General features: G+C 66.9%; 30 protein-coding genes, 1 tRNA gene and 1 pseudogene. 14 read left to right on the top strand and 18 right to left on the bottom strand.

Features of this window, described 5'->3' with window-relative positions; translation table 11 throughout:
- Both AX724_RS21570 and AX724_RS21565 read right to left on the bottom strand, forming a co-directional pair.
- Positions 1-497: pseudogene (locus AX724_RS21570) on the bottom strand (hypothetical protein); the annotation flags it as partial.
- A gap of 157 nt (positions 498-654) precedes the next feature.
- The gene (locus AX724_RS21565) at positions 655-921 is read right to left on the bottom strand and encodes a DUF4169 family protein (protein ID WP_331711468.1); all 267 of its coding nucleotides are present in this window, start codon (positions 919-921) and stop codon (positions 655-657) included.
- A gap of 36 nt (positions 922-957) precedes the next feature.
- Here AX724_RS21565 and AX724_RS21560 point away from each other — a divergent pair, with 36 nt between their 5' ends.
- Positions 958-1,950, top strand: a complete 993-nt coding sequence (locus AX724_RS21560) for a LacI family DNA-binding transcriptional regulator (RefSeq protein ID WP_066771098.1) — start codon at positions 958-960, stop codon at positions 1,948-1,950.
- An 11-nt stretch (positions 1,951-1,961) separates the two neighbouring features.
- On the opposite strand, the gene AX724_RS21555 is transcribed toward AX724_RS21560, so the two are convergent.
- Positions 1,962-2,888: a LysR family transcriptional regulator gene (locus AX724_RS21555; RefSeq protein ID WP_066771117.1), complete on the bottom strand. Its 927-nt coding sequence runs from the start codon at positions 2,886-2,888 to the stop codon at positions 1,962-1,964.
- A 110-nt stretch (positions 2,889-2,998) separates the two neighbouring features.
- Between AX724_RS21555 and AX724_RS21550 the strand changes: the two genes are divergently transcribed.
- From AX724_RS21550 to AX724_RS21535, 4 genes are all read left to right on the top strand, one after another.
- Positions 2,999-3,072 (top strand) — tRNA-Gly (locus AX724_RS21550).
- Between the two features lie 207 nt (positions 3,073-3,279).
- Complete coding sequence (locus tag AX724_RS21545) at positions 3,280-3,891, top strand: EF-hand domain-containing protein (protein WP_066771095.1); 612 nt, start codon at positions 3,280-3,282, stop codon at positions 3,889-3,891.
- Positions 3,892-4,036: 145 nt separating this feature from the next.
- Complete coding sequence (locus AX724_RS21540) at positions 4,037-4,756, top strand: response regulator (RefSeq protein ID WP_066771091.1); 720 nt, start codon at positions 4,037-4,039, stop codon at positions 4,754-4,756.
- A gap of 10 nt (positions 4,757-4,766) precedes the next feature.
- Complete coding sequence (locus AX724_RS21535) at positions 4,767-6,146, top strand: ATP-binding protein (protein ID WP_066771089.1); 1,380 nt, start codon at positions 4,767-4,769, stop codon at positions 6,144-6,146.
- Between the two features lie 11 nt (positions 6,147-6,157).
- On the opposite strand, the gene AX724_RS21530 is transcribed toward AX724_RS21535, so the two are convergent.
- From AX724_RS21530 to AX724_RS21520, 3 genes are all read right to left on the bottom strand, one after another.
- Positions 6,158-7,528 carry a class II 3-deoxy-7-phosphoheptulonate synthase gene (locus AX724_RS21530; protein ID WP_066771087.1) on the bottom strand — a complete coding sequence of 457 codons (1,371 nt, stop codon included), beginning with the start codon at positions 7,526-7,528 and terminating at the stop codon, positions 6,158-6,160.
- A 127-nt stretch (positions 7,529-7,655) separates the two neighbouring features.
- Positions 7,656-8,009 carry a Rap1a/Tai family immunity protein gene (locus tag AX724_RS21525; RefSeq protein WP_066771082.1) on the bottom strand — a complete coding sequence of 118 codons (354 nt, stop codon included), beginning with the start codon at positions 8,007-8,009 and terminating at the stop codon, positions 7,656-7,658.
- A gap of 68 nt (positions 8,010-8,077) precedes the next feature.
- Positions 8,078-9,322: a YceI family protein gene (locus AX724_RS21520; RefSeq protein WP_066771073.1), complete on the bottom strand. Its 1,245-nt coding sequence runs from the start codon at positions 9,320-9,322 to the stop codon at positions 8,078-8,080.
- A gap of 201 nt (positions 9,323-9,523) precedes the next feature.
- Between AX724_RS21520 and AX724_RS21515 the strand changes: the two genes are divergently transcribed.
- Positions 9,524-9,961 (top strand): acyl-CoA thioesterase, encoded by a 438-nt coding sequence (locus AX724_RS21515; RefSeq protein WP_066771071.1) that lies wholly within the window; start codon positions 9,524-9,526, stop codon positions 9,959-9,961.
- A 2-nt stretch (positions 9,962-9,963) separates the two neighbouring features.
- Here AX724_RS21515 and AX724_RS21510 read toward each other — a convergent pair whose 3' ends face one another.
- Positions 9,964-10,341, bottom strand: coding sequence for a DUF983 domain-containing protein (locus AX724_RS21510; protein ID WP_066771069.1), 378 nt, complete (start codon positions 10,339-10,341; stop codon positions 9,964-9,966).
- Between the two features lie 94 nt (positions 10,342-10,435).
- Between AX724_RS21510 and pabB the strand changes: the two genes are divergently transcribed.
- The 6 genes from pabB to AX724_RS21485 all read left to right on the top strand — a co-directional run bounded on the left by pabB (position 10,436) and on the right by AX724_RS21485 (position 15,648).
- The gene (gene pabB / locus AX724_RS21505) at positions 10,436-11,605 is read left to right on the top strand and encodes an aminodeoxychorismate synthase component I (RefSeq protein ID WP_066771066.1); all 1,170 of its coding nucleotides are present in this window, start codon (positions 10,436-10,438) and stop codon (positions 11,603-11,605) included.
- A gap of 31 nt (positions 11,606-11,636) precedes the next feature.
- Complete coding sequence (locus tag AX724_RS21500) at positions 11,637-12,260, top strand: aminotransferase class IV (protein ID WP_066771063.1); 624 nt, start codon at positions 11,637-11,639, stop codon at positions 12,258-12,260.
- Positions 12,261-12,386: 126 nt separating this feature from the next.
- A complete protein-coding gene (locus tag AX724_RS21495; protein WP_066771062.1) occupies positions 12,387-13,589 on the top strand; it encodes a pyridoxal phosphate-dependent aminotransferase in 1,203 nt (400 codons plus the stop codon).
- Positions 13,590-13,890: 301 nt separating this feature from the next.
- Entirely contained in the window at positions 13,891-14,043 is a 153-nt protein-coding gene (locus tag AX724_RS24275) for a hypothetical protein (RefSeq protein WP_197421667.1), read from the top strand.
- Entirely contained in the window at positions 14,027-14,701 is a 675-nt protein-coding gene (gene msrA, locus AX724_RS21490; protein ID WP_066771060.1) for a peptide-methionine (S)-S-oxide reductase MsrA, read from the top strand. Before AX724_RS24275 ends, msrA begins: the two co-directional genes overlap by 17 nt.
- Before the next feature lie 167 nt (positions 14,702-14,868).
- Positions 14,869-15,648 carry an SDR family oxidoreductase gene (locus tag AX724_RS21485; RefSeq protein ID WP_066771058.1) on the top strand — a complete coding sequence of 260 codons (780 nt, stop codon included), beginning with the start codon at positions 14,869-14,871 and terminating at the stop codon, positions 15,646-15,648.
- 67 nt (positions 15,649-15,715) lie between these two features.
- Here AX724_RS21485 and infC read toward each other — a convergent pair whose 3' ends face one another.
- Both infC and thrS read right to left on the bottom strand, forming a co-directional pair.
- Entirely contained in the window at positions 15,716-16,249 is a 534-nt protein-coding gene (gene infC, locus AX724_RS21480) for a translation initiation factor IF-3 (protein WP_066771056.1), read from the bottom strand.
- A gap of 131 nt (positions 16,250-16,380) precedes the next feature.
- Positions 16,381-18,363 carry a threonine--tRNA ligase gene (thrS, locus tag AX724_RS21475; protein ID WP_066771054.1) on the bottom strand — a complete coding sequence of 661 codons (1,983 nt, stop codon included), beginning with the start codon at positions 18,361-18,363 and terminating at the stop codon, positions 16,381-16,383.
- Positions 18,364-18,618: 255 nt separating this feature from the next.
- Between thrS and AX724_RS21470 the strand changes: the two genes are divergently transcribed.
- Positions 18,619-18,798, top strand: coding sequence for a hypothetical protein (locus tag AX724_RS21470; RefSeq protein WP_066771052.1), 180 nt, complete (start codon positions 18,619-18,621; stop codon positions 18,796-18,798).
- Between the two features lie 17 nt (positions 18,799-18,815).
- On the opposite strand, the gene AX724_RS21465 is transcribed toward AX724_RS21470, so the two are convergent.
- From AX724_RS21465 to AX724_RS21425, 9 genes are read right to left on the bottom strand one after another with little or no spacing between them, the layout of a single operon-like run.
- Positions 18,816-19,181, bottom strand: coding sequence for a DsrE family protein (locus AX724_RS21465; RefSeq protein ID WP_066771050.1), 366 nt, complete (start codon positions 19,179-19,181; stop codon positions 18,816-18,818).
- Entirely contained in the window at positions 19,169-19,936 is a 768-nt protein-coding gene (locus tag AX724_RS21460; RefSeq protein ID WP_066771044.1) for a HesA/MoeB/ThiF family protein, read from the bottom strand. Before AX724_RS21460 ends, AX724_RS21465 begins: the two co-directional genes overlap by 13 nt.
- Positions 19,933-20,337: a hypothetical protein gene (locus AX724_RS21455; RefSeq protein WP_066771041.1), complete on the bottom strand. Its 405-nt coding sequence runs from the start codon at positions 20,335-20,337 to the stop codon at positions 19,933-19,935. The genes AX724_RS21460 and AX724_RS21455 overlap by 4 nt, the downstream gene beginning before the upstream one ends.
- A 4-nt stretch (positions 20,338-20,341) precedes the next feature.
- A complete protein-coding gene (gene dut, locus AX724_RS21450) occupies positions 20,342-20,797 on the bottom strand; it encodes a dUTP diphosphatase (RefSeq protein WP_066771038.1) in 456 nt (151 codons plus the stop codon).
- Positions 20,772-22,016, bottom strand: coding sequence for a bifunctional phosphopantothenoylcysteine decarboxylase/phosphopantothenate--cysteine ligase CoaBC (coaBC, locus tag AX724_RS21445; protein ID WP_066771033.1), 1,245 nt, complete (start codon positions 22,014-22,016; stop codon positions 20,772-20,774). The genes dut and coaBC overlap by 26 nt, the downstream gene beginning before the upstream one ends.
- Entirely contained in the window at positions 22,013-22,324 is a 312-nt protein-coding gene (locus AX724_RS21440) for a HepT-like ribonuclease domain-containing protein (RefSeq protein WP_231736790.1), read from the bottom strand. Before AX724_RS21440 ends, coaBC begins: the two co-directional genes overlap by 4 nt.
- A gap of 38 nt (positions 22,325-22,362) precedes the next feature.
- Complete coding sequence (locus tag AX724_RS21435; RefSeq protein WP_066771027.1) at positions 22,363-22,659, bottom strand: nucleotidyltransferase family protein; 297 nt, start codon at positions 22,657-22,659, stop codon at positions 22,363-22,365.
- Between the two features lie 5 nt (positions 22,660-22,664).
- Entirely contained in the window at positions 22,665-24,203 is a 1,539-nt protein-coding gene (ubiB, locus tag AX724_RS21430) for a 2-polyprenylphenol 6-hydroxylase (protein ID WP_066771024.1), read from the bottom strand.
- Between the two features lie 7 nt (positions 24,204-24,210).
- The gene (locus AX724_RS21425; RefSeq protein ID WP_066771021.1) at positions 24,211-24,942 is read right to left on the bottom strand and encodes a class I SAM-dependent methyltransferase; all 732 of its coding nucleotides are present in this window, start codon (positions 24,940-24,942) and stop codon (positions 24,211-24,213) included.
- 82 nt (positions 24,943-25,024) lie between these two features.
- On the opposite strand from AX724_RS21425, the gene mutM reads away from it, so the two are divergent.
- Positions 25,025-25,837, top strand: coding sequence for a bifunctional DNA-formamidopyrimidine glycosylase/DNA-(apurinic or apyrimidinic site) lyase (mutM, locus tag AX724_RS21420; RefSeq protein WP_066771114.1), 813 nt, complete (start codon positions 25,025-25,027; stop codon positions 25,835-25,837).
- Positions 25,838-25,937: the final 100 nt, after the last annotated feature.

Below are 25,937 nucleotides of genomic sequence, written 5' to 3'. Positions count from 1 at the left end.
GCAGGGGTGGACGCCGCTGGCTGGGCCGCGGCAACCGCCGGGGCGGCCGGCGCTGCGTCCACGGGCGTGGCCTGCCGTTCTGCCGGAGCCGACGGCGCGGGAGCAGCGGACCGGGTCGACGGTTCAGCGGCAGGGCGCGCGGTGGCGGGCTCAGCATTGGCCCGGCGGACCGGAGCGACGGCGGGCGTTGCTTCCGCTTCGGACGCGGCGCGGGCGGCGGCGATGCGTTCATCGACCGGCGGGGTCGATTGAACGACTGGCTGGCTCGGCTTGAACTGGACCGTGGGCGCGGCGTCGGTCGCAGCCGGCGTCGCAGCCGGCTCAGCGGCAGGCACGTTCGCCACCGGCGGCGGGACGACCGGCGTCGGCATCGGCGCTGCGGGGACCGGCGCGGATGGCGGCATGGCCTCCTGCGCGACCAGCGGGGTTGCGGTGATGGCCAGAACAGCGGCAATCGCGGCCCTGGCGGGGCGGGTGGTGCGAATATTTCCAGTCATAGCGGAAGTACAACAATCGTCCCGACGATTTATCGCCATGACCATCCGCCAATCACGATGAGGCGCAGTAAATTATCGGCCAGTTGATTGAGATGAACAATCGTTCATCCTGCAAGATGAACCAAATATTTACAGGCGTCATATTCCTGAACAACGCTTAATCTTCGCCTTCATCTTGTCCTGTAATCTTCGCGCCTTCCAACAAGGCGGCGCGCCGCTGCTCTTCGGCGGCATCGATTTGACGCTGCGCCTTGGTCCGGCCGAAGCGTGCGCGGTTGACCTGGGCCTGGCTGGCCTTGTCGGCGCGTGCCTTCGCCTTGCGCGCCTGCCGCAGGTTGACGACGTTATTCATGATCGCTTCCTTCCGGGGCATGCAGATAAACTTTCCGCAGCCATCTTGCCAAGCCATGCGCCATGCCGCCATTGTCCGCTATCCGTCCTGCAGCCCGCGCGAAAGTTCATGACCAGCATCCACGACGTCGCCGCCCTGGCTCAAGTTTCGATCAAGACGGTGTCCCGCGTCGTCAACAAGGCGCCCAATGTCAGCGACGAATTGCGCGAGAGGGTGCAGGGCGCGATCGAGCAGCTGGGCTATCGCCCCAACCAGTCGGCGCGGCGGCTGGCTGGCGGGCGGTCCTTCATGATCGCATTCCTCTACAACAATCCTGCCCCCGGCTATGTCAGCCGCATCCAGATCGGCGCGGCGTGGCGGTGCCGGGAACTGGGCTATCATCTGGTGGTGGAGCCGATCTCGCTGGGCGGCGAGGAGCGGTTCGAGGTGCTCGAACGGCTGGTGGCGGCGTTGCGGCCCGACGGCGTGCTGCTGGTGCCGCCGCTGTCGGACGATGCGGGGCTGCTGCAACGGCTGGTGGAGATGGGATTGCCCTGCGCACGGATCGCCGGGTCGGAGGAAGGCGCGGGGTTCAACATCCACACGCCCGAGCATGCGGCGGGCCGCACCATGGCCGATCATCTCGTCGGGCTGGGTCACCGCCGCATCGGCGTCATCACCCCGCCTCCCACCCACCGGGCGGCGCTGCGCCGGGTGGAAGGTTTTCGCGAGGGGATGACGGCGGCCGGACTGCCGGAGGACGCAGCCCTGTTCGTGGAAGGGCGGTTCGACTTCGCGTCGGGCGTGGAGGCCGGGGAGGCGCTGCTCAACCGCGGCGATCCGCCCACCGCCATTTTCGCGACCAATGACGAAATGGCTCTGGGCGTGCTGACTCTGGCGCATCGCATGGGGATGCGCGTGCCGGAGGAGCTGTCGGTGACGGGCTTCGACGACACGACCGCCAGCCTGACCTCCTGGCCGCCGCTCACCACCATGCGCCAGCCGCTGGAGGATATGGGCCGCACGGTCATCGACGCGCTGGCCGACGGGCTGCAGCAGACGCCACCGCTGCAATTCACGCTGATCCAGCGCGGCAGCAGCGGCCCTGCACCGGGGCGCTGAGGGACGCAAGGTCAGAGGAACAGGAATTCGGCGAGCGCGCCCACGGCCGGCTTGTCGGCCGCGCGCGGTCCGACCGCCTGCCGCACGTCTATCGCGGGCAGCGGCATGTCGAGCGCGAGCCGGCGGATGCCGCTCATCCGGCCCAGGTCGCGGGCCAGCGGGCCGAAGGCCGCGAAACAGCCCGCCCCCCCGCGCAGCGCCGCCAGTATGTCGGTCATATTGTCGCTCTCCAGCGCGGGCGCGGCCATCTGCGCCCGTCCCTGTACCAGCGCCGCGTCGATGATCCGCCGCATCCCGCCGCCTTCCTCGAACGCGATCATCGGCGTGACCGACATCGCGGCCCGGCTGACGCTGTCCATCCGCGCAAGGGGATGGGACGCCCCGATATAAAGGTTGAGCGGCTCCGACCAGCCATAGCGCGACGGAAGCCCGTCGGGATCGCCCAGCGCATAGAAATAGGCGATGTCGGCGCGCCCGGCAGCGATCGTGGCGGCCGCGTCCCGCGCGTCATGGACATGAAGGTCGAGCGCGATCGCGACATCCTCGTTCGCAGCCTCGAAGGCGGACAGCGATTCCTGCAGCCGGCCGAACACCGGCGCGGGCGCGGCCAGCATGATCGTGGGGCCTGCGGGCTCGGGCAAGCGGGACGGCGTCGCCAGCGGCAGCGGTGCCGCTTCGGGCGGCGGGTCGGCGGCGGCCGCGTCCTGATCCTGCGCGATCTGGAGCATTGCCTGCGCCGTCTTGCGCCCCGCCGGCGTCAGCCGCGCGGCGATCGCCGGCTCCTCGAACAGGCGATAGCCCAGCCTCAGTTCCAGCGCGGCGATGTCCGCCAGCAACTGGTCGACCCCGATGCCCAGATCCGCCGCGCAGCGCGAGGCGTCGCCCGCCGCTACCATCTGCGCGAAAATGTCCAGCTGGCGCAGCGAAGGGCTATCCATATGCGACTGATAGAGGATTTGGGCGAAAGGGGTAAGGGCGTTCTTCACGCGGGCCGTGCAATGGCGGTTGACGAGCGCCCCTGGTTGATGGCAGGGCGCGTTGCTGCCGGGCGGGTATAGCTCAATGGTAGAGCACTAGCCTTCCAAGCTTGTGATGCGGGTTCGATCCCCGCTACCCGCTCCAGCCTTTTCCCGATACCGACCCAAGTGGCTGACGGCCTGCGTCAGGCCAATCGCCCGCTCCGGCTGGCCTGCCGGGACCGCCCATCCTGATACAATTCGCGACATATCCATGTCCGGCCTGACAAAGTTGCGGGACATTCGCCCTTCATAAGCGGTTTCAAGGACGGCGCACTGCCGTTCGCGATGACCCATTACGAAGGACACAGACATGCTTCGCAACTTCATGTTCACGGTCGCGGCCGGATCGCTGTTCGTCGGCGGCCTTGCGGCGACCCACCTCGCTAATGCCCAGCCTGGCCCCGAAGGCGGCCCGCGCGGTCGCGGCGGCATCATGGCGCTCGTCGACACCGACAAGGACGGCAAGATCAGCAAGGCGGAAATGACCGCCGCCGCCGAAGCCCGCTTCGCCCGCATGGACGTCGACAAGGACGGGCAGCTCACGCCCAAGGATCGCGATCTCAAGCGCGCCCAGCGCCTCGACGCGCGCTTCGCCGCGCTCGACGCCGACCATAACGGCCAGATCAGCAAGGCGGAGTTCACCGCCGCGCATCAGGCGCGGGCCGACGAGCGCGCCGAGCGGGGCGGGCCCGACGGGCGGCGCTTCGGCGGCCGGCACCATCGCGGCCCCGGCGGCTTCGGCCCGATGGCCGGCGCGGGCAAGGACGGCGTCGTGACCAAGGCGCAGTTCCTCGCCGCCGCGACCGAGCGGTTCGACCGGCTCGACGCGAACAAGGACGGCTTCGTCACCGCCGACGAGATGAAGGCGGCGCGCGGCGCGATGCGTGGACAGGGACGCGGGCGTCAGGCGCCGCAGGGCTGATCCGCGTCCCGGCGCGGCGGCGGCGCGGGGCTTTTCCCCTGTGCTTCCCCCCCTGGCCCCGCCTGCCGCCCGCCGAACGGGAAGGGCGAAGCGTCCACCTTGCTTCGCCCTTCCAACCGTCCCCAAGCCATGACAGACAGGCGTGATGAGCGACCGACCCCATCTCCTGCTCGTCGATGACGAGCGTTCCATCCGCGAGCCGCTGGCGCACTATCTGTCGCGCAACGGCTTTCGCGTCACCGCGGTCGAAAGCGCGGCGGAGGCGCGCATGCGCCTCAACGCCAACGCGATCGATCTGGTCATACTCGACATCATGATGCCGGGTGAGGATGGCCTGTCGCTGTGCCGCCACATCCGCGAGACGAGCGAGATCCCCGTCATCCTGCTGACCGCCCGGTCGGAGGAGACGGACCGCATCGTCGGCCTTGAAATGGGCGCGGACGATTATGTGCTGAAGCCCTTTTCCCCGCGCGAGCTGGTCGCCCGCATCAAGGTGATCTTCCGCCGCGTTGCGACCGGCGGGCAGCGTGTCACTGCGCCCGACGGCGCGACCTATGCCTTTGCCGGCTGGCTGCTCAAGACGCAGGAACGAATGCTGGTGGATGCGGAGGGCGTGTCGCTGCCGCTTTCCACCGCTGAATATAATCTGATGCTGGCCTTCGCCACACGGCCCAATCAGGTGTTGAGCCGCGACCAGCTTCTCGACATCACCCAGGGGCGGGAAGCCAACGCCTTCGACCGCGCGATCGACAACCAGATCAGCCGCCTGCGCAAGAAGATCGAACCGGATCCCAAGAGCCCGACCCTCATCAAGACCGTCTGGGGCGGCGGCTACACGCTGTCGGCCGAGGTGCGCAAGCTGTGAAGCGCCCATCATGAAGACGCCGCGTTTCCCGCAGCAAAGCCTGGTCGGCCAGATCATCCTCATGGTCGCTGTCGGCCTGTTCGTCGCGCAGGCGATCAATTTCACGCTGCTGCTGCGCGAGCGCAACCGCGTGGCGCTGACCGGCCAGACCGCGCCCGCCGTTTACCGCATCATCAATGCGCTCGACGCCCGCGCCGACCGTCGGCCGGGGCGGGATGATGCCCGGCAAGAACGGCAGGAGCGCCGCGAGTGGCGCGCCGTGCGCTTTGCCCGGACCCGCCCGGTGCTGCCCGGCAGGCCGCGTCCCGACATCGAACGGCGCGCGGCCGACATGTTCTCCGACATCGGCCTCACCGTTCGCTCCATCGTCGCGGCGGAGGATGACAGGCCCCTGCCGATGCGCCGCTGGGAACGGATACGGATGCGCGCCAATGGCGATCAGGCGGCGGATCGCCCGGTCACGCTGTTCACCCTGGCGGTCGAATATGAACCGGGCCGCTGGGTCGTCGCGCAGGCGCGCGGCGGCGATCGCCAGCCACGCTTCCTCCCCTGGCTGATCGGTCAGACGCTGATCCTCTATATCATCGTGCTCGCGCCGCTTGTCTGGATCGGCCGGCGGATGGCCCGGCCGATGCGCCAGCTCACTGGCTCGGCCCAGCAGTTCGCCCGCACCGGATCGGCCGACCCGGTGGACGAGCGCGGCCCCGGCGACGTGCGCGACCTCACCATGGCGTTCAACGCCATGCGCGCGCGCATCATCGCGATGCTGGACGAAAAGGACCGGATGCTCGGCGCCATCGGCCACGACCTGCGCACCCCGCTCGCCTCTCTGCGCGTCCGCGCCGAATCGGTGGAGGATGATGGCGAGCGTGCCCGCATGTCGCAGACCATCGAGGAAATGAACCGGATGCTGGAGGATATCCTCTCGCTCGCCCGGGCCGGGCGCAGCACGGAAAGCGCGCAGAAGGTCGATCTTTCCTCGCTGGCGGACGCGGTGGTGGAGGATTTCATCGAACTCGGATCGCCGGTCGACCTGGCCGAAAGCGACCGCGCCGTCGCCTTCGTGCGGCCGCAGCAGATCCGTCGCGCGCTGCGCAACCTCATCGAAAACGCCATCGTCTATGGCGCGCGCGCGCATGTCTCGGTCAGCCGGGAAGGCAGCGCGATCCGCATCGCCGTCGCCGATGACGGTCCCGGCATCGCGGAGGATCGGATGGCCGAAATGCTGGAGCCCTTCACTCGCCTCGAAGGATCGCGCAATCGGGAGACGGGCGGGGCTGGGCTGGGCCTTGCCCTCGTCCGCGCGATCATGGCGGAACATCAGGGCGAGCTTCGGCTCGCCAACCGCCCCGAAGGCGGGCTGGAGGCGAGCCTGATCCTCCCGGCCTGACGGAAAGAGCGTCAGGCCGCGGCCCGGCGCTCCTTCAGTTCCTCGTTCAGCATCTCCGCGAGCAGGAAGGCCAGTTCAAGGCTTTGCGCCGCGTTGAGGCGCGGGTCGCAATGGGTGTGGTACCGATCCGCCAGCCCTTCGTCGGTGATGGCGATGGCGCCGCCGGTGCATTCGGTGACGTTCTGCCCCGTCATTTCCGCATGGATGCCGCCGCCGAAGCTGCCCTCGGCGCGGTGGACGGCGAAGAAGCCGCGCACTTCGGCCAGGATGCGATCGAACGGCCGGGTCTTGTAACCGTTCGCCGCCTTGATGACGTTGCCGTGCATCGGGTCGCAGGACCACACCACCGGATGCCCTTCGCGCAGCACCGCGCGCACGAGCTTTGGCAGGCCGGCCTCGATCTTGTCATGGCCGTAGCGGGTGATGAGCGTGATGCGCCCCGCTTCCCTCGACGGGTTGAGTATGTCGAGCAGGCGGATGAGCGCGTCCGGCTCCAGCGAAGGGCCGCACTTCATGCCGATCGGATTGCCGATGCCGCGCAGATATTCGACATGGGCGCTGCCTTCAAAGCGCGTGCGATCGCCGATCCACAGCATGTGCGCGGACGTGTCGTACCAGTCGCCGGTCAGGCTGTCCTGCCGGGTCAGCGCCTGCTCGAACGGCAGCAGCAGCGCTTCATGGCTGGTGTAGAAGCTCGTTCCGCCCAGTTGCGGCACGCTGTCGGCGTCGAGGCCGCAGGCGCGCATGAAATCGAGCGCCTGGCCGATCTGGTCGGCCATCGCCTCGAACTTCGCGGCCCAGGGCGAGCGGCCCATGAAATCGAGCATCCAGCCATGCACCCGGTCGAGGCTGGCATAGCCGCCGGTCGAAAAGGCGCGCAGCAGGTTGAGCGTCGCCGCCGACTGGTTGTAGGCGCGGATCATCCGCTCCGGGTCCGGCTCGCGCGCTTCCGCCGTGAAGGCGATGTCGTTCACATTGTCGCCGCGATAGCTCGGCAGTTCGACGCCGCCGATCGTCTCGGTATCGGCCGATCGCGGCTTGGCGAACTGGCCTGCCATGCGGCCGACCTTCACCACCGGCAGCTTCGACGCGAAGGTCAGCACTACGGCCATCTGCAGCAGCACGCGGAACGTGTCGCGGATGTTGTTCGGGTGGAACTCGGCGAAGCTCTCGGCGCAATCGCCGCCCTGCAGCAGGAAGGCTTCGCCGGCCGCGACCTTGGCCAGGTCCGCCTTCAGGTTGCGCGCCTCGCCTGCAAAGACGAGCGGCGGAAACTGGCCAAGCTGGGCTTCCACCGAGGCAAGCGCCCCCGCGTCCTTGTAAAAGGGCATCTGGATGCCCTTTTGGCTCCGCCAGCTTTCCGGCGTCCACTTCGCCGCCACGTCGAGTCTCCTTCACAACAGAAAATAGGGGGCGCACCTACGCTCTTGAGGGTCGCAAGGCAAGTTTGTAGCGGTCCTGCCCGTGCTTCGCGCAATGATTTGTCCCGATCAGCCTGATCGAGCGGCTCTATTTCTGGCAGGGCCATCGCTCGTTGAGCGCCACGCTGACCAGCACCGATGCCGGGCCGGACCGCTGGTCGGGCCAGCGTTCCAGATAGGCGACGGCGGTGTGGCGCGCCTCGTCCGCGGTCATGCGATCGGGCCAGCACACGGGGCGGGCGCGGCCGATGAACATGTCCTTGCGGATGCCGTCCACCACGCCGACGATATAGGCGGTGCAGGCAAGGTCATAACCGGCCGCCTTGTTGCGGCATTTGGCCAGCAGCGTGGTCCCGGTTTCGAACATGAAGGACTGGGCCGATGCCGGACCGGGCATGAGCGTCATCGCGAATGCCGCCACGGCCATGACGGGAAGCCGCATGTCGGTGATCCTCTTTCAGCTTGAAAAGCTGCGGCATAGATTGCGCCGGATGAACCCCGTCTGTCCAGTCAGGGCTGGCGCTTGGCCGTGAAGGAGAATGTCACCGCGACCTGGGGGGCCAGCCCGGCGCTGCTGTCGCCATTGCCGACGCCGAAGGCGGCGCGCGCGATCGTTGCGCTGCCCGACACCTTGCGGGTCGCGTCCTTGCCCGACAGCGTGAAGCGGATCGTCTGCGGCTTCGACACGCCCTTCAGCGTCAGTGTCCCGTTCGCGCAATAGCGGCCAGGGCCGGTCGCCTCCGCGCCCTTGGCAATGAAGGTCGCGGTGGGATGCGCGGCCGTGCCGAAAAATTCGTCGCCGGGCAACATGCCGTCCTTGTAGGAATCGCCGACGCTGGCCGACGCCATGTCGATCGTCACCGCCATGTCCGCGCTTTCGGGATGCTCCGGGTCCATGACGATTTTCGCCGTCCATTTCGCGAAGCTGCCGCTGATCGTCTCGCCGTCATTGCCGACGGAAAAGCCGATGCGCCCGCCCGGTTGCACTGTCCATGCCGGCGGCGGACCGGCAGGTTCCTGCGCCGCCGCCTCGCTTGCGTTGGCGGCGGCATTGTCGGCCGGTTCGACGGCGGCCATATTCGTCATGTTGGACAGGGGCTCCGCTTCCGCGCCATTATCCGCCGTGGCCGGCGCAGCGGCAGCAGCAGCGGGCGCGCCCTTGCCGGACGGCAGGATCGCCCGCCCCACCCCGAAACCGATCAGCATCAGCGCCGGGAGCAGCAGGAGGAGCGCCGAAGACCGGGCCGGGATCATCCGCCAGATGAGGCCATCGCGCATCAGCACATGATGGCGCAGCGCGCCTGCGACGTGCAGCAGGAACAGCGCGACGCCGATCCAGGCGATCAGGCCATGGCTGTTTTCCGCCAACTCGTGGACGCTCGCGGGAAGCGGCAGGTGGGGCAGGGGCGCCACGCCGAACAGCAAGGTCGGCACCTTCACCCTGGCGGTCGACACCAGCGCCCATCCGGTCAGCGGCGCGCCCAGCATGAAGGCGTAGAGGCCGACATGCACCGCGCTCGCCAGCATGCCCTGCCAGCCGCCCTCGCTCTTGGGCGGGCGCGGCTTCGTCATGCGTACCGCGATGCGGACGAGAGTCAGCACCAGGATCGTGATGCCGACCGACTTGTGCCACTGATAGAGATGGAAACCGCGCGCCCCCAGACCCTCCAATCCCCACCCGACCGCCAGCTGGAAAGCGAGCAGGGCGGCAATGGTCCAGTGCAGGGCAATGGCAGTGCGGCTGTAACGGTGCATGGGCGGTTGTTCCCCGGGATCGTGGCGTGGGCGAAACTATGCGCGGAGATTGGGCAAGTCCAGTTGCGCCGCGTGAAACGCAATGTTGCGGCGGGCGGCCGTCTGTGTCCAAATGGCCGCACTTTCGCGATTTTTTGCGGCACGATTGCATCGCCGCGCGGGCAGCGTAAGAGCGGAGCACTATTTTACAGGAGACAGGACATGGCCAGACCCGAATCCTGGCGGCTGCAACCCGAAGCCTATCGCTTCGTCACCAGCATCGATACCCGGTTCCAGGATCTGGACACGATGGGCCATATCAACAATGTCGCGATTTCCGGCATCTTCGAAACCGCGCGCATTCGTTTCCACCATCATCTGGGCCGGCATCCGCAGGAACAGGGCGTCCGCTGGCTGGTGGCCAATGTGAACCTCAACTTCATCGAGGAATCGCATTTCCCCTATCCGTTCGAAGTGCATTGCGCGATCGGCCATATCGGCCGGACCAGCTGGACGATCAGTTCGGCCGGCTTTCAGAAGGGCGTTTGCGTCGCCACGGCCGACACGACCGTCGTCACCCATGGCGCGGAAGGCCGCCGGCTGATCGACGACACGCTGCGCGAGGCGATGGAGCTGAATTTCCTGCGCAAGCCCGAATAGGGTCAGGAAAATCCGGCCATCCGCCGGCTCCACTGCAGGGCGATGACGCCGCCCTTTACCGGCTGGATCATCGCCGCGGCCAGCAGCACCGCCAGCGCGGGCCAGATCGCCGCCTGCCACCCCAGCGGGATCGCGAAGGCGGCGTTCACCTCGATCATCAGCGGCACCAGCATGTGGCCGAGAGCCAGGATGACGATGTAGGCGGGAAAGTCGTCCGCCTGATGGACGTCGAGCCGAAGCCCGCAATGGGAGCAGGCGGGCGCGGCCTTCAGGAAGCGCGCGAACATCCGCCCCTCGCCGCAGGCGGGGCAACGGCCGCGCAGCCCTCTCGCCACGGCGGCGGCGACGGGCCGGTCAGGTGGGGCGGAACGTTCTGTCATCCCGATCCGCGCTAGGCCGCGGGGAGGGGCCGCGCAACAGCCGATTGTCCCTGCCGCCCCTTTTCCAGTGCCCAAAGCCTGTTAAGGAAGCGCCATGCGCCTGCCGGGTCCAGCCGAAATCTTCTGCCTGTTCGACGATGCGCGCGCGCGCGCCGCCCCGGCGCGCCTGTATCGCGACCCGGTCGAACTGATCGTCGCGAGCCGGATGGAGGATGTCCAGCCCGCGCTCGACCGGGTGGCCGACGCGCGGGAAGCGGGCCTGCATGTGGCGGGCTATCTTTCCTATGAGGCTGGCCTTGCGCTGGAGGACAGGCTCGCCCCCATCGCGCAGCGGCGGCAGGCGGGCGGCGGGGCGCCGCTCCTGTGGTTCGGCCTGTTCGAAGGGGTGCGCCTGATCCCGGCCGATGCTCTTGTCGCCATGCTGCCCGATCCGGCGGGCGTGCGCGTCGGGCCGGTCGCGCCGCTGGTCGATGCCGCCGCCTACCGGGTCGCGTTCGCGCGGGTGCAGGACTATATCCGCGCCGGCGATATCTATCAGGTGAACCTGACCTTCCCCTGCGACGTGCCGCTTTCGGGCGATCCCCTGGCGCTCTACGCCGCCCTGCGGCCGCGCGCGGCGGCGGGTTATGGCGGGGTCATCGGCGCCGGCGGGCACAGCCTGCTCTCCTTCTCCCCCGAACTGTTCTTCACGCAGGTGCGCGGTCAGCTGACCGCCCGGCCGATGAAGGGGACGGCGGTCCGCGCCGCCGACGCCGGGCAGGACGCGGCGCTGGCCGATGCGCTGCAAAGCGATGCCAAGCAGCGCGCGGAAAACCTGATGATCGTCGACTTGCTGCGCAACGACCTGTCGCGCGTGTCCCGCGCCGGCAGCGTCACCGTGCCCGACCTGTTCAAGGTCGAAACCTATCCCACCGTTCATCAACTGGTGTCGACCGTGCGCGCCCGCATCCTGCCGGGTCTGTCGCCGGTCGATGTGCTGCGCGTTCTCTTTCCCTGCGGTTCCATCACCGGCGCGCCCAAGGTCAGGGCGATGGAGATCATCGACGCGGTCGAACCCCATCCGCGCGGCCCCTATACCGGGACGATGGGATGGATCGATCCCGAAGGCGACGCCGCCTTCAATGTTGCCATTCGCACCATTTGCGTCGAAGAAGGGGCACGGACAGGGCGCCTGGGTCTCGGCTCGGGCATCGTGGCGGACTCGGATGGGGACGCGGAATGGGCGGAATGCCTGGCCAAGGCCCGCTTCCTGTCGCTGGATTGACATGGGGTGCGCGGGGGCGCGAAGAGGTTTGATGGCACTGGCTGACGGACGGTTCGATCTGCTGGAAACCATGGCCTTCGATCCGCTGGACGGGATCAGGCTGCTGGAACTGCATCTGGCGCGCCTGGGCCGAAGCGCGGAGGCGCTGGGCTTCCGTTTCGACCGGCACGGCGTGCGCAACGAGCTTCAGGCGGCCACATTCCGCCTGCGTGACCGCAGCCGTGTGCGCCTGCTCGCGTCGCGATCGGGCGCGGTGGCGATCGAGGTGCGCGAACACCGCACCTGGCCTCAGGCGATCGTGCCGGTCGCGGTGGTGCGGCGGAATGCCCCCGCCGACGATCCGCGCCTGTGCCACAAGACCACCGACCGCAGCGTCTATCGCGACGCACTGAGCCGGGGCGGCACTTATGAAGTGCTGCTGAAGGATGAGGACGGCTTTCTGACCGAGGGCTGTTTCTCCACCCTGTTCGTGGAGCGCGGCGACAAGCTGGTGACGCCCCCTTTGTCGCGCGGCGCGCTGCCGGGCATATTGCGCCAGAGCCTGATCGACATGGGGGAGGCGGTGGAGGGCGACCTGCGCCTGTCCGATCTTGAGTCCGGATTTTTCATCGGCAACGCCGCGCGCGGCATGGTCGCGGCGACGCTCGCGCGATAGCGCCGCTATTTCGGGGTAAAGCCAATAAGCCGCAAGCGGACGGTTGCCCCTCCCGCCGTTGCGCACTAAGGCGCTCCGCGTCCGCTTATGTTGCGGAATCGGGGATTGTTAAGAAAGAAATTTGCCATGAGCCAGACTTCCGCCGCCCTGGGTCGTATCCAGCCGTCCGCCACGCTCGCCATGAGCGCCCGCGTGAACGCGCTCAAAGCGCAAGGCGTGGACGTGATTGGCCTGTCGGCGGGCGAACCCGATTTCGACACGCCCGATTTCGTCAAGGAAGCCGGCATCGCCGCCATCCGCAACAATCTCACCCGCTATACCGATGTCGACGGCACCACCGACGTCAAGGAAGCCGTCGCCTTCAAGTTCAAGCGCGACAACGGCCTGGTCTATAAGCGCAGCCAGATCAGCGTGAATTCCGGCGGCAAGCACACCCTGTTCAACGCGCTGGTGGCGACGGTCGATGCAGGTGACGAGGTCATCATCCCTGCGCCCTACTGGGTCAGCTATCCCGACATCGTGAATTTCGCGGGCGGCACGCCCGTCTTCATCGAAGGGCCGGCGAGCCAGGGATACAAGATCACGCCCGCCCAGCTCGACGCCGCGATCACGCCGCGTACCAAGTGGCTGATGCTGAACTCGCCGTCCAACCCTTCGGGCGCGGCCTATTCCGCTGATGAACTGAAAGCGCTGGCCGACGTGCTGCTGCGCCATCCGCATGTGCTCGTCATGACCGACGACATGTACGAACATGTCTGGTACGCGCCCACGCCCTTCGCCACCATCGCGCAGGTGTGCCCGGAGCTTTACGACCGGACGCTGACGGTCAACGGTTGCTCCAAGGCCTTCTCCATGACCGGCTGGCGCATCGGCTTTGCCGGCGGTCCCGAATGGATCATCAAGGCGATGGGCAAGCTGCAGTCGCAATCGACCAGCAACCCCTGCTCGATCAGCCAAGCGGCCGCCGTCGCGGCGCTCACCGGGCCGCAGGATTTCCTGGAAGAGCGCAACGCCACCTTCAAGAAGCGCCGAGACATGGTGGTCGCGATGCTCAACGACGCGCCGGGGCTTGACTGCCCGACGCCCGAAGGCGCCTTCTACGTCTATCCCGACGCCAGCGGCGTCATCGGCAAGACGACGCCCAAGGGCGCGCTGATCGACAGTGACGAGGCGCTGATCGCCTATTTCCTGGATGAAGCCAAGGTGGCGGCGGTGCATGGCGCGGCTTTCGGCCTGTCGCCGGCCTTCCGCATCAGCTACGCGACCTCGGACGAAGTGCTGAAAAAAGCCTGCACGCGCATCCAGGAAGCCTGCGCCGCCCTGAAATAGGGCGCAGGGGAAGCGGTGCGGCGTCTTCGCGGACGTACACCGCTCTTTTCCCTGGAAAAACGCCCTTCGACGCAAAAAGGGAAACGGTGTTTTTCGCACCGCGACGTCTTGCGATCGATGCGACAGGCTCTATATGCCGGTTGCGAAGAGAAACTGATTAAGCGGTTCCGCTGCGTTCGTCGCCCTGATGAGGACTTTGGTCGAAAGCTGCTGCCGCAGCGCCGGCCGTTCAGACAGGGGCAAGGCGCGCGGGCGTAGCCGGGGCCGGCACGACCGGCAGAAGGAATGAAAGGCATTGGCCATGAAGGCGTTTCTGAAGTCCGATCTGTTCCTGCGCTTCCTGGGCGGGTTCGCGATTGGCGCCGTGGCGATGTTCGCGCTGGCGCCGAGCGATCCGCCGATGTTCGGCAGCACCGCCGTGGCGGCGACATCGACTCATGGCAAGGCGCTCTAGTCTCCGCCTGACATTGCTGGTCGCGGCCCTTGTCGCCGCGACCCCGGCCTGCGCCGAACGCGCTGTCCAGGCGCCTGTCCCCGCCATCGACGCCACGCCTGCCCAAAAGCTGGAAACCGCTGTTTTCGCGGGCGGCTGCTATTGGGGGGTGGAGGGCGTCTTTTCGCATGTGAAGGGCGTCCATCTGGTCGTCTCCGGCTTTTCCGGCGGTCCCAGGGGCAAGCGGGTGGACTATGAAACGGTCAGTGGCGGCGACACCGGCTTTGCTGAATCGGTGCGCGTCACCTATGACCCGGCGCAGGTCAGCTACGGCACCTTGCTGCGCGTCTTCTTCTCCGTCATCGCCGATCCGACCACGCTCAACTATCAGGGGCCGGACCACGGCACGCAATATCGCAGCGCGCTCTTCCCCCTGAACGCGCAGCAGGACAAGGCGGCCCGCGCCTATCTCGTCCAGCTCGACAAGAGCGGCCTGTGGCGCGACCCGGTCGTCACCCGCGTCGAACCCTTCACCGGTTTCCAGAGCGCCGCGCAGGATCATCAGGACTTCATGCGCAAAAATCCCCGCCATCCCTATATCCTGCGCTGGGATGCGCCCAAGCTGGCCGCGTTCAAGGCGATGTACCCGTCATTATATCGGGACAAGCCGTCAGCCTGACACGCACGGCAAATCTGAACCCATGCTATTGACGGCTACTGTCACTTCGGGACAATTACCGCTCTTCAAAAGGAGCCCGTCGAAATGATCCAGCGCAACCGCTGAGTGCGGAAAGGCTCCCACGGCGGCTATTTGTCGCCATTGCCGGATCATGGTTCGAGGATTTTATGCAAAGACTGGAAGGCAAGCTCTGCGTCGTGACTGGCGCGGCGCGGGGAATAGGGCACGCCATCGTGGCGCGCTTCGCGAAGGAAGGTGCGCAGGTCATCTTGACCGACAAGGATGAAGCGGCGGGCGCACAGGCAGCGCGGGAGATGAATATGCTCTTCGTTCGGCTGGATGTACGAGACGAAGGAGGATGGGACCATCTGGCGAAGATCGCGCCTGCGATCGATGTGCTGGTGAACAATGCCGGAATCACCGGGTTCGAGGATGGGCCGGTCGCGCATGATCCGCAACATGCGACACTGGACGACTGGCGCGCGGTGCATGCGGTCAATCTCGACGGGACGTTCCTGGGATGTCGCTATGCGATCAACGCGATGAACGAACGGGGAAGCGGTTCCATCATCAATATTTCGTCCCGGTCGGGGCTGGTGGGTATCCCGCTCGCCGCCGCCTATGCCTCGTCCAAGGCAGCGGTGCGCAACCACAGCAAAAGCGTTGCGCTTTATTGCGCGCAGCAGGGGTGGCGTATCCGGTGCAACAGCATTCATCCCGCCGCGATCCTGACCCCCATGTGGGAGCCGATGCTTGGGGAAGGGCCGGAACGGGAGGCGCGGATGGCGGCGTTGGTGGCTGACACGCCGTTGCGTCGCTTCGGGACGGTCGAGGAGGTCGCGGCGATAGCGGCGATGCTGGCGGCGGACGAGTCGGCCTATGTTACCGGGGCCGAATTCAGTATCGACGGCGGGCTTCTGGCCGGATCTGCAGCAAGCCCGGGCTGAGGGCGAACGCAAAAGGGGCGGCCTCCACAATGGGAAGCCGCCCCTTTTCGCGCCATGATGGCTGCCCTTATTTCGGCGCCAGCACCATCAGCATCTGCCGGCCTTCCATGCGGGGATAGGCCTCTACCTTCGCGATTTCGGCGACGTTTTCGGCCACGCGCTGGAGCAGGTTCATGCCAAGCTGCTGGTGGCTGAGTTCGCGGCCGCGGAAGCGCAGGGTGATCTTCACCTTGTCGCCCTCACCGATGAAGTCGTGGACCTTCTTCATCTTCGTATCATAGTCATGATCGTCGATGTTCGGACGCATCTTGATCTCCTTGATCTCCTGCGTCCTCTGGGTCTTGCGGGCGATGTTCGCCTTCTTCTGGGCCTCGTACTTATATTTGCCGATGTCCAGGAACTTGCAGACCGGCGGATCGGCGTTGGGCGACACTTCGACCAGATCGAGTCCAACCTCATAGGCCTGCTCGATCGCCTCCTGCGTAAACATCACACCCAGATTTTCGCCTTCGTCATCGATCACACGCACCTTGGGCACGGTGATGAACTCGTTATAGCGGGGGCCGGACTTCGGCGGCGGCGCCAGCGGGCGGCGCATCATCGGGGGACGTATAGCTCTATCTCCTATGGTCGTTTCGGAAAACGGACGGCTCTTAGCGGCTTTTGGGAAAAGCCGAAAGGGGCGCGTGGTCCCGCCTCAGCGGAATCACGCGCCCTTGCGGCATTTCTGCCTCACCGCATATCGGGTGCCCGCGCCTCTTTTGCAAGCCGGTCGATGACGTCATCAACAGAAAGGACGCTTTGCCCCTCCTTGCCCAGTTCGCGCAACGCCACTGTTCCCTCGTCCGCTTCGCGCCGGCCGACGACCAGCAGGTTGGGCACCTTGGCCAGGCTGTGGTCGCGCACCTTGTAGTTGATCTTTTCGTTGCGCGTGTCGGTTTCTGCGCGGATGCCGGCGGCGCGCAGTTTTTCCACCACGTCGCGGGCATAATCGTCGGCATCCGACACGATGGTCGCGACCACCGCCTGCACCGGCGCGAGCCAGAGCGGGAAGCGGCCGGCAAAATGTTCGATCAATATGCCGATGAAGCGTTCATAGCTGCCGAAGATCGCGCGGTGGAGCATCACCGGGCGATGCCGCTCGCCATCCTCGCCAATATAGCTGGCGTCGAGCCGTTCGGGCAGCACGCGGTCGGACTGGATCGTGCCGACCTGCCATGTCCGCCCGATCGCGTCGGTCAGATGCCATTCCAGCTTGGGCGCGTAGAAAGCGCCTTCGCCCGGCAGCTCTTCCCAGCCATAGTCGGGCGTGTTGAGGCCGGCGGCGGCGACCGCGTTGCGCAGTTCCTCCTCCGCCTTGTCCCACACGTCCTCCGTGCCGAAGCGCTTTTCGGGGCGCAACGCCAGCTTGATCGAGTAAGTGAAGCCGAAATCCTTGTAGATGCGATCCGCCAGCGCGCAGAAGGCGCGGACTTCCTCGACGATCTGGTCCTCGCGGCAGAAGATGTGCGCATCGTCCTGGGTGAACTGGCGCACGCGCATCAGGCCGTGGAGCGCGCCGTGCGGCTCGTTGCGGTGGCAGCAGCCATTTTCGTAGAAGCGTAAAGGGAGGTCGCGATAGCTCTTGATCCCCTGGCGGAAGATCAGGACATGCGCCGGGCAGTTCATGGGCTTGAGCGCCATCCACTCAGCATCGTCCGACACCAGCGGCCCTTCATCCTCCACGTTCGGCACTTCGTCAGGGATGACGAACATATTTTCGCGATATTTGCCCCAGTGGCCGGACTGCTCCCATTGGCGCGCGTCCATCACCTGCGGCGTCTTGACCTCGCGATAGCCGGCCTCGTCGATGGCGCGGCGCATATAGGCTTCCAGCGCGCGCCAGATGATATAGCCCTTGGGGTGCCAGAAGACGCTGCCATGTGCTTCCTGCTGCAGGTGGAACAGGTCCATCTCCGCGCCCAGCTTGCGATGGTCGCGCTTCGCCGCTTCCTCGAGGCGCATGAGGTGCACGTCGAGCTGCTTTTTGTTGAGCCAGCCGGTGCCGTAGATGCGGGAAAGCATCGCATTCTTCTGGTCGCCGCGCCAATAGGCGCCCGACACGCGGGTCAGCTTGAACGCCTGCGGATCGAGCTTGCCGGTCGACGCAAGGTGCGGCCCCCGGCACATGTCGTACCAGCCATCGCCGCTATGATAGACGGTGAGTTCCTCGCCTTGCGGAAGTTCGGCGGCCCATTCGGCCTTGAACGTCTCACCCGCCGCGTGCCATTGCGCGATCAGCGTGTCGCGGTCGATGACTTCGCGGCGGAGCGGCTTGTCGGCGGCGATGATCTCGCGCATTTTCGCCTCGATCGCGGGCAAATCCTCCTCGGTGAAGGGGCGATCCTTGGGCGCGAAATCATAATAGAAACCATCGTCGGTCGCGGGACCGAAGGTGATCTGCGTGCCGGGGAACAGCGCCTGCACCGCTTCGGCCAGGATATGCGCGAAATCATGCCGCGCCAGTTCCAGCGCGTCGGCCTCGTCGCGCGCCGTCACCAGCGCCAGTTGCGCGTCCGCCTCCAGCGGCCGGCCGATGTCGCGCAGTTCGCCATCGACCCGCGCGGCAATTGCGGCCTTGGCCAGGCCCGGTCCGATCGCCGCCGCGATGTCCGCCGGGGTAGTGCCGGGCGCGACTTCGCGCACGGAACCGTCGGGCAGGGTGATCTTGAGCATGGCGGACACGGGAAGGGTCTTTCTTGTTGGAAATGCGGAAAGCGCGGCCGCACGGGACCGCGCCTTCCCCTTAGATGGGCGGTCCGCCCTGTCAATAGAAGCCCGCTTCCCGGCGACGCGCGAGAGATCGGTGATGCACTGTCATGTCATGGGCAGGCGGACATGACTCGTTTGCGCCATGTGTTTTCCGTCGCGGAGGATTGAAGCCCCGGTCCTCAAAGGATAAAACAGGTCCACGCGGGGAGAGGGGCTGACATGAAAGCGATGCGCTATGCGCTGTTGGCGCTGGTCTTCTATGCCGCACTCTGGGGCGCGGCGCATGTCGGCATGCTGCCTGGCCTGCATTCCCCCGCGCTTGGCCCCGTTGCTCTCACGGCGGAGCAGAAGGGGGACCGTTTTCGCGCGCTCCGCCGATACCTGCCCATCATCCGCTGATCGATGACCGCCCGGCTTCAGGCCAGCAGCAGCCGGGCGTCGTCGCCGGCCGCCTGAAGAACCGAGAGCGGCCCTCCCACCGCAATGCCGGGGGGCAGGTCGGCCGCGGCCATGCCGCACAGCGCCAGCCCGCTCTGACAGGCGACCGGCCGGACGCCCAGCGCCTGCGCTTCGCCAAGCAGCGCCGCCAGATCGGGCAGGCCCGCGGCGCGGTGGCGCGCGTCTTCCGGCGCGCCGATGGGCGGGCGCAACAGCGAAACCGCGTCCAGTTGCAGGAACAGCGTCACCGCTCCGCCCAGCGCCGCCTGCGCCGCCGCCAGGGTCAATGCGGCGCGCAGCCTTTCGCCATCGGCGGTGCCGACGATCAGGATCAGGGGGCGCACAGTTCCACCGCGCAGGCGGGGCAGGCCGGGTCCTTGGCGACGTCGATGGTGCGGAACCGCATGGACAGGAGATCGGCGATCAGCAGCCGTCCCGCCATGTCCCTGCCGAACGGCACCAGCGCCCGGATGACCTCCAGCGCGGCGAGGCTGCCGATCGCGCCGGTCAGCGCCCCGATCACGCCCGTCTCCGCGCAGTTGCGTTCCGGCGCGTCATCCGGCGCGCCGACCAGGCAGCGGTAGCAGGGCTTGTCCGCTTCCCATCCGCGATAGGTGGACATCTGACCCTCGAACGGCCCCACCGCCGCCGACACCAGCGGGATGCGCAGCGCCTGCGCCGCGTCCGCCACCGCCAGCCGCGTCGCGAAATTGTCGCACCCGTCCAGGATCACGTCCGCGTCGCGCAGGATCAGCGCTGCATTGCCGGCGTCGATCCGCGCGTTGATGGGCACCAGCTTCACGTCCGGGTTCAGCCGCGCCACCGCAGCCATCGCCGCTTCCGCCTTGGGCGCGCCCACGTCGCCGGTCCCGAACAGCACTTGCCGCTGCAGGTTGGACAGCGCCACCCTGTCGTCGTCGATCACCCGGATCGTGCCGACGCCGGCCGCTGCGAGATAGAGGATAGCCGGACTGCCGATCCCGCCCGCGCCGATCACCGCGACATCGGCCGAAGACAGCCGCGCCTGCCCCGCGCCGCCAATCTCCTTCAGCACGATGTGGCGCGCATACCGCTCCAGCTGCTCGTCGGTCAGCGTCACGGCGCGTCCGACCAGAGGAACCGTACCTGCGAGCGCATCCAGCGAGGTTCTGTTGTGTCGCTCTTGGGGAAGCTGTTGCGCAACGTCCCGAGAATCCGGCCGCTGACGAAGGATTCGACCGGCTCGCAGTGCGCGTTGACTGGCGCAATTTTCAGCGGCTTGCCGTCCGGCGACAGAAGGAAAAGCATGTCGATTTCCAGCAACCACGAGCCCTCATAGGGCGTGGCGCCGGCGCATTTGCCCTTGCGGTAGAAGCGCGCCACATCTTCCGACCATCGCGGCGATATGCGGCGCCCCTGCCACCCCTCGATCACGGGAACGCTGCTCAGATCCTCGGGCATGGGCGGCGCTGCGCCCGTCGGGGCGGCGGCAGCCAGCATCAGCGAAAGCAGCATCGTCATCGCATCACACTCCTGTCGATCCGAAACCGCCCGATCCGCGCACGGTTTCGTCCAGACTATCGACTTCCGTGAAGCTGGCAAGCTGCACCGGGGCGACCACCAGTTGCGCGACGCGGTCGCCCCGAGCGATCGGGAAGGGCCGGTCGCCCAGGTTGATGAGGATGATCTTCAATTCGCCGCGATAATCGGCGTCGATGGTGCCGGGCGTGTTCGGCAGGCTGATGCCATGTTTGAGCGCCAGGCCCGACCGGGGGCGCACCTGCACTTCATAGCCCTCGGGAATCGCCAGCGCGAAACCGGTCGCCACGGCATGACGCGCGCCCGGTTCCAGCACCAGTTCCTCGGCCGACACCACGTCCATGCCCGCCGCATGCGCGGTGGCATAGGCGGGCAGGGGAAGCCCCTCGCCATGGGGCAGGCGCTTGATCTGGATGTCAATCGGGGCGAGCGGAGAGGGCATCGGCAACCTTTTCGATGAGGCGGGCGGCAACGTCGCCCTTGGGCAGGACGGGCCAGCTTTCGATGCCGGCGGCGGTCACGATCTGGACGGTATTGCTCTCGCCGCCCATTACGTCACCCGACACGTCGTTGGCGACGATCCAGTCCGCCCCCTTCTTGGCCAGCTTCGCCCGCGCATGGTCGGCGATCATCTGCGTTTCGGCGGCAAAGCCGATGAGCAGGGACGGGCGCTGGGCATGGCGGCCCAGCGTCGCCAGAATATCCGGGTTCTCCACCAGCGCGAGCGGGGCGGGCTGGCCGGACCCGTCCTTCTTGAGTTTCTGGTCGGCAGGGTCGGCGGCGCGCCAGTCGGCGACGGCGGCGACCATGATCGCCCCGTCCGCCGGCAGCGCGGCCTCGACGGCGGCGAGCATTTCGCGCGCGGTCTCCACATCCACCCGGTCGACGCCTGCGGGCGTGGGCAGATGGACCGGTCCCGCGACCAGCGTGACATGCGCGCCGGCCCGCGCGGCGGCGGCTGCGATGGCGAAACCCTGCTTGCCGGACGATCGGTTGGCGATGTAGCGCACCGGGTCGATGGGCTCGTGCGTCGGCCCTGCGGTGACCAGGATATGCCTGCCCGCCAGCGGCCGGGCGTCGCGCGCGAAATCCGGCTGGTCCGCCAGAGGATCGGTGGGCTGCGGGAGGCTGAGCAGCCGTTCGATCTCTGCCGCTATCGCCTCCGGCTCGGGCAGCCGGCCCTTGCCATATTCGCCGCACGCCATCGCGCCATCGTCGGGGGTCATGATGTGGATGCCATCGGCGTGGAGCCGCTCCAGATTGCGCTGCGTCGCCTTGTGGTGCCACATCCGCACATTCATCGCCGGCACCGCCAGCACCGGCTTGTCGGTGGCGAGCAGCAATGTCGTCGCCAGATCGTCCGCGATCCCGTTCGCCATCTTGGCGAGGATGTTGGCGGTGGCCGGCGCGACCACCAGCAGGTCCGCCTGCCGGGACAGCTGGATATGCCCGATTTCGCGCTCGGCCTTCAGGTCGAACAGGTCGTCGAACACCTGATCCTCAGTCAGCACGCCAAGGCTGAGCGGCGTCACGAACTGCTTGGCGCTCTCGGTCAGCACCGCCCGCACCGCGATGCCGCGCTTGCGCAGCAACCGGACCAGCTCCAGCGCCTTGTACGCCGCGATGCCGCCGGACACGATGAGGAGGACGCGCTGGGTCATGAGGGTGGATTGTCCAGCTCGCTGCGGCACCGGGCGCGAAGCTGGTCCAGCCTCGTTGTGGCCGTCATCCGGACGATCGCGGGGTTCACGCCGAAATAATCGTGACTGACGATGTTGCGCATACCGTAAATGTGGATCCAGGGAATGTCAGTGTGACGAAGTTTGATGGCACTGGACAGTTTGTTGGCTGCTTCGCCCATGTGCAGCAGGCGAAAACAGGTCAGGTCGATTTCGTCCTGATCAGCCAGAAAAGCCGATTCGTCCAGCTTCCTCGGACGGCGTTGGATATGCTCGATCCGTTCGACCATCAATTCCAGCAGATCCTGATCCCGATAATCTGATGGCATTAGAAGATTCGAACCATGTCTGCCTCGGCCCGCGCGCGGACGCGCGGCCGCATCGACCCTCGTTCGACCAGATCCGTGCGGCTCGCAACATAGGTCTCGATCCTGCGCTTGAGTCCCGCAAAGGCGATCAGGTCCATGCGGCTGCTCCGGCCGATTTCGCACATCAGGTCAACATCGGAATCCTGTCCCGCATCATTGCGCGGGGTGGACCCAAACAAGTAAAGCGCCGACAGCCCCGCCGCGCGCAGTTCAGCCTCATGCGGCTTCAAACGGGCAATGGCTTCCTCGCGGGTCATGCCCCTCAAGATAAGCCAAGCAGCCACACAGCGCCAGCCCCGGCCGCCGCCGCGAGCGCGGCGACCGCCGCATAGCGCCATCCGCCGCCCACCCGGATCAGCCTGACTTCGCCGAGCGGCGGGGGCGGGGGCGCGCCGCCCTTCTCGGGGAAGGCATCCTCGATCCGGCGGACAAGGGCGGGGAGCCGTTGCAGCGTGCGCCAATTCTCGATCAGCGTGTCGGCCGCCTTGGCCTCCGGCCCCAGCTCGTCGCGCAGCCAGCCCTTCACATAGGGGCCGCTCGTTTCCCACAGGTTGATATCGGGGTCGAGCGCGGTCGCCACGCCCTCCACCATGACCATGGTCTTTTGCAGCAACAGCAGGTGCGGCTGGGTCTGCATGTCGAAGTCGCGGGTGATGGCGAACAGGCCGTCCAGCATCCCGCCGACCGACAGTTCGCGCACCGGCTTGCCGCGCATCGGCTCGCCCACGGCGCGCAGCGCGGTCGCGAACTCGGCGACATTGTGATGGGCGGGCACATATTGCGCCTCGAAATGGATTTCCGCCACGCGGCGATAATTGCCGGTGATGAGGCCGTAGAGGATTTCGGCCAGCCACATGCGCGCGCGCCGGTCGATCCGCCCCATGATGCCGAAATCGATGGCGACGATGTCGCCGCTCGCGGTCACGAACAAATTGCCCTGATGCATGTCGGCGTGGAAGAATCCCTCCGCGATCGCCTGCCGCAGGAACGCGTTGACGAGGCGGGCGGCAAGATCCTTCACATCATGCCCGGCGGCGATCAGCGCGGCGCGATCGGCGATCTTGATGCCGTCGATCCATTCCATCGTCATGACCTTGCCGGTCGTGCGGTCCCAGTCGATGGCGGGCACGCGATATCCCGGCATGGCCTCCATCGCCTCGGCCAGTTCGGATGCGGAGGCGGCTTCGCGGCGCAGGTCCAGCTCCCGCGCGGTCCAGCGCTTCATGTTGGCGATGACGAGGCGGGGGCGCAGGCGGGCGACCTCGCCGCCGACCTGCTCGACATGGGCGGCCGCCCATTCATAGGTCTGGATGTCGCGGTTGAACTGGTCGATCACGCCGGGGCGGATCACCTTGACCGCGACGTCGCGCCCGTCGGTGGTGAGCGCGCGATGCACCTGCGCGATGGAAGCGGCGCCGACCGGCGCTTCGTCGAACCGGCTGTAGAGCGCCTCCAGCGGCCGGCCGAAGCTCTGCTCGATCTGCGCCCTGATCGTCTCGAACGGCACGGGCGGCAGCGCATCCTGCAAGCGCAGCAGGTCCGCCGCCGCTTCCTCTCCAACGAGGTCGGGACGGGTCGCCAGCGTCTGGCCCAGCTTGATCGCGGCCGGGCCGATCGCCTGGAAGGCGTCGGCATAGCGCGGCTGCGCCGGCACCCTCGCGCCGAAACGGGCGAGCCGCACCAGCCGCCGCACCGGCGCGGGCGTCAGCGGATCGCGCTCTATGCCGCGCAGCGCGCCATGCCGCGCCAGCGTCCGCCCCCATTTCAGGAGCCGCCAGATATGGGTGACGTGGCTGGTCATTCCCGCGTCAGATCTTCCAGCCGCTGTGGATCGCCACCAGCCCGCCCAGGATCGGTTCCACCTTCGTCGCCGTGAAGCCCGCGTCGCGGATCAGCCCCTCGAATTTCGGCATCGGCGGAAAGCGGCGGATCGATTCGATCAGGTAGCGATAGCTGTCGGCGTCATTGGCGAACAGCTTGCCAAGCTGCGGCACCAGCCTGTGCGAATAGGCGTCATAGACGTCCGAAAAACCCGGCCATGTCGTCGTCGAAAATTCCAGGCAGAAGAAACGCCCGCCAAACTTCAGCACCCGGTGCGCTTCCTTCAGCGCCTTGTCGATATGGGTCACGTTGCGGATGCCGAAGGCGATGGTGTAGGCGTCGAATTCCCGGTCGCCAAAGGTCAGCTCTTCGGCATTCTGCTCGGACCAGATAAGGCCCTCATAGCCCTTCTTCTGCGCACGCTCGACGCCCACGGCCAGCATTTCGGGGTTGATGTCCGACACCGTCACCTGCGCGCCATGCCGGTGCATGCGAAAGGCGATGTCGCCCGTGCCGCCCGCCATATCGAGGATCTGTTCGCCTGGCCTGGGCTTCACCCGGCGCACGAACTGGTCCTTCCACAACCGATGCGCGCCGCCCGACATGGCGTCGTTCATCAGGTCGTACTTGCCCGCGACGTTGGAAAAGACCGCGCGGACCATGCCCGCCTTTTCGGCGGCATCGACGTCGCGATAGCCGAAGGATGCTGTTTCGCTCATGATGAAGCCCTCTAGACAGAGATTGATCGCCGTTCCAGCCAAGAAGCTGGTTATTCCCCCGCCCCGTGCCTAGATGCGGATCATGCCCGAACTTCCCGAAGTCGAAACGACGGTTGCCGGCCTTCGATCCGTGCTGGAGGGGCGCGCGCTCGTGCGGGTGGAACCGCGCCGCGCGGACCTGCGCTTTCCCATCCCCGTGGACCTGCGCCAGCGGCTGACCGGCGCGCGCGTGACCGGCCTGTCCCGCCGCGCCAAATATGGCCTCATCGAAACCGATCGGGGCGACATGATGGTCTTCCACCTCGGCATGTCAGGGCGCTGGCGCATCGACCCGGTGGAAATCGGCGCGCATGACCATCTGCTGATCGAAACCGATGAAGGCCGGCTCCTGACGCTCAACGACCCGCGGCGATTCGGATCGGTCGATCTGGTGCGCGCCGACGCCTGGACCGGATACAGCCCCTTCACCCGCATGGGGCCTGAACCGCTCGGCCCGGACTTCGACGCGGACCGGCTGGCCGCCGCGCTCGGCGGCAAGGCGACCCCGATCAAGGCGGCGCTGCTCGACCAGCGGATCGTCGCGGGCCTTGGCAACATCTATGTCTGCGAGGCGCTCAACATGGCGGGCATCGCGCCCACGCGGGCGGCGGGGAAGATCAGCGGCAAGCGCCTTGCCATGCTGGTGGAAGCGATTCGCACGGTGCTCGCCGCCGCGATCACGGCCGGCGGGTCGACGCTGCGCGACTATGCGCGGCCCGATGGGGAGCTGGGCTATTTTTCCAGACAGTGGCGCGTCTATGGCCGGGAAGGGGAAGCGTGCGGCTGCGGCGGCGTGGTGTTGCGGCGCACGATGAGCGGGCGATCCACCTTCTACTGCCCGAAATGCCAGAAATAGCGCGGCTTCGCCCCGTTGACGGGTGTCCCATTCCCCTGTAAGGGGCGCACCTTCACGAGGCTGGTCGGCGAATCTGATCGGGCCTCTTGCCCTAGATTTG

Origin of the sequence: Sphingobium sp. CCH11-B1 (assembly GCF_001556865.1) — a bacterium.
Taxonomy (GTDB): domain Bacteria; phylum Pseudomonadota; class Alphaproteobacteria; order Sphingomonadales; family Sphingomonadaceae; genus Sphingobium.
This window is presented reverse-complemented; position numbering and strand designations above follow the sequence as displayed.

Excerpts from the sequence above, each read along its gene's own strand:
- AX724_RS21565 (WP_331711468.1), bottom strand. The coding sequence starts at position 921 with ATGGCGGCATGGCGCATGGCTTGGCAAGATGGCTGCGGAAAGTTTATC.
- AX724_RS21560 (WP_066771098.1), top strand. The coding sequence starts at position 958 with ATGACCAGCATCCACGACGTCGCCGCCCTGGCTCAAGTTTCGATCAAG.
- AX724_RS21555 (WP_066771117.1), bottom strand. The coding sequence starts at position 2,888 with ATGGATAGCCCTTCGCTGCGCCAGCTGGACATTTTCGCGCAGATGGTA.
- AX724_RS21545 (WP_066771095.1), top strand. The coding sequence starts at position 3,280 with ATGCTTCGCAACTTCATGTTCACGGTCGCGGCCGGATCGCTGTTCGTC.
- AX724_RS21540 (WP_066771091.1), top strand. The coding sequence starts at position 4,037 with ATGAGCGACCGACCCCATCTCCTGCTCGTCGATGACGAGCGTTCCATC.
- AX724_RS21535 (WP_066771089.1), top strand. The coding sequence starts at position 4,767 with ATGAAGACGCCGCGTTTCCCGCAGCAAAGCCTGGTCGGCCAGATCATC.
- AX724_RS21525 (WP_066771082.1), bottom strand. The coding sequence starts at position 8,009 with ATGCGGCTTCCCGTCATGGCCGTGGCGGCATTCGCGATGACGCTCATG.
- AX724_RS21520 (WP_066771073.1), bottom strand. The coding sequence starts at position 9,322 with ATGCACCGTTACAGCCGCACTGCCATTGCCCTGCACTGGACCATTGCC.
- AX724_RS21515 (WP_066771071.1), top strand. The coding sequence starts at position 9,524 with ATGGCCAGACCCGAATCCTGGCGGCTGCAACCCGAAGCCTATCGCTTC.
- AX724_RS21510 (WP_066771069.1), bottom strand. The coding sequence starts at position 10,341 with ATGACAGAACGTTCCGCCCCACCTGACCGGCCCGTCGCCGCCGCCGTG.
- pabB (WP_066771066.1), top strand. The coding sequence starts at position 10,436 with ATGCGCCTGCCGGGTCCAGCCGAAATCTTCTGCCTGTTCGACGATGCG.
- AX724_RS21500 (WP_066771063.1), top strand. The coding sequence starts at position 11,637 with ATGGCACTGGCTGACGGACGGTTCGATCTGCTGGAAACCATGGCCTTC.
- AX724_RS21495 (WP_066771062.1), top strand. The coding sequence starts at position 12,387 with ATGAGCCAGACTTCCGCCGCCCTGGGTCGTATCCAGCCGTCCGCCACG.
- AX724_RS24275 (WP_197421667.1), top strand. The coding sequence starts at position 13,891 with ATGAAGGCGTTTCTGAAGTCCGATCTGTTCCTGCGCTTCCTGGGCGGG.
- msrA (WP_066771060.1), top strand. The coding sequence starts at position 14,027 with ATGGCAAGGCGCTCTAGTCTCCGCCTGACATTGCTGGTCGCGGCCCTT.
- AX724_RS21485 (WP_066771058.1), top strand. The coding sequence starts at position 14,869 with ATGCAAAGACTGGAAGGCAAGCTCTGCGTCGTGACTGGCGCGGCGCGG.
- infC (WP_066771056.1), bottom strand. The coding sequence starts at position 16,249 with ATGATGCGCCGCCCGCTGGCGCCGCCGCCGAAGTCCGGCCCCCGCTAT.
- thrS (WP_066771054.1), bottom strand. The coding sequence starts at position 18,363 with ATGCTCAAGATCACCCTGCCCGACGGTTCCGTGCGCGAAGTCGCGCCC.
- AX724_RS21470 (WP_066771052.1), top strand. The coding sequence starts at position 18,619 with ATGAAAGCGATGCGCTATGCGCTGTTGGCGCTGGTCTTCTATGCCGCA.
- AX724_RS21455 (WP_066771041.1), bottom strand. The coding sequence starts at position 20,337 with ATGACGATGCTGCTTTCGCTGATGCTGGCTGCCGCCGCCCCGACGGGC.
- dut (WP_066771038.1), bottom strand. The coding sequence starts at position 20,797 with ATGCCCTCTCCGCTCGCCCCGATTGACATCCAGATCAAGCGCCTGCCC.
- coaBC (WP_066771033.1), bottom strand. The coding sequence starts at position 22,016 with ATGACCCAGCGCGTCCTCCTCATCGTGTCCGGCGGCATCGCGGCGTAC.
- AX724_RS21440 (WP_231736790.1), bottom strand. The coding sequence starts at position 22,324 with ATGGTCGAACGGATCGAGCATATCCAACGCCGTCCGAGGAAGCTGGAC.
- AX724_RS21435 (WP_066771027.1), bottom strand. The coding sequence starts at position 22,659 with ATGACCCGCGAGGAAGCCATTGCCCGTTTGAAGCCGCATGAGGCTGAA.
- ubiB (WP_066771024.1), bottom strand. The coding sequence starts at position 24,203 with ATGACCAGCCACGTCACCCATATCTGGCGGCTCCTGAAATGGGGGCGG.
- AX724_RS21425 (WP_066771021.1), bottom strand. The coding sequence starts at position 24,942 with ATGAGCGAAACAGCATCCTTCGGCTATCGCGACGTCGATGCCGCCGAA.
- mutM (WP_066771114.1), top strand. The coding sequence starts at position 25,025 with ATGCCCGAACTTCCCGAAGTCGAAACGACGGTTGCCGGCCTTCGATCC.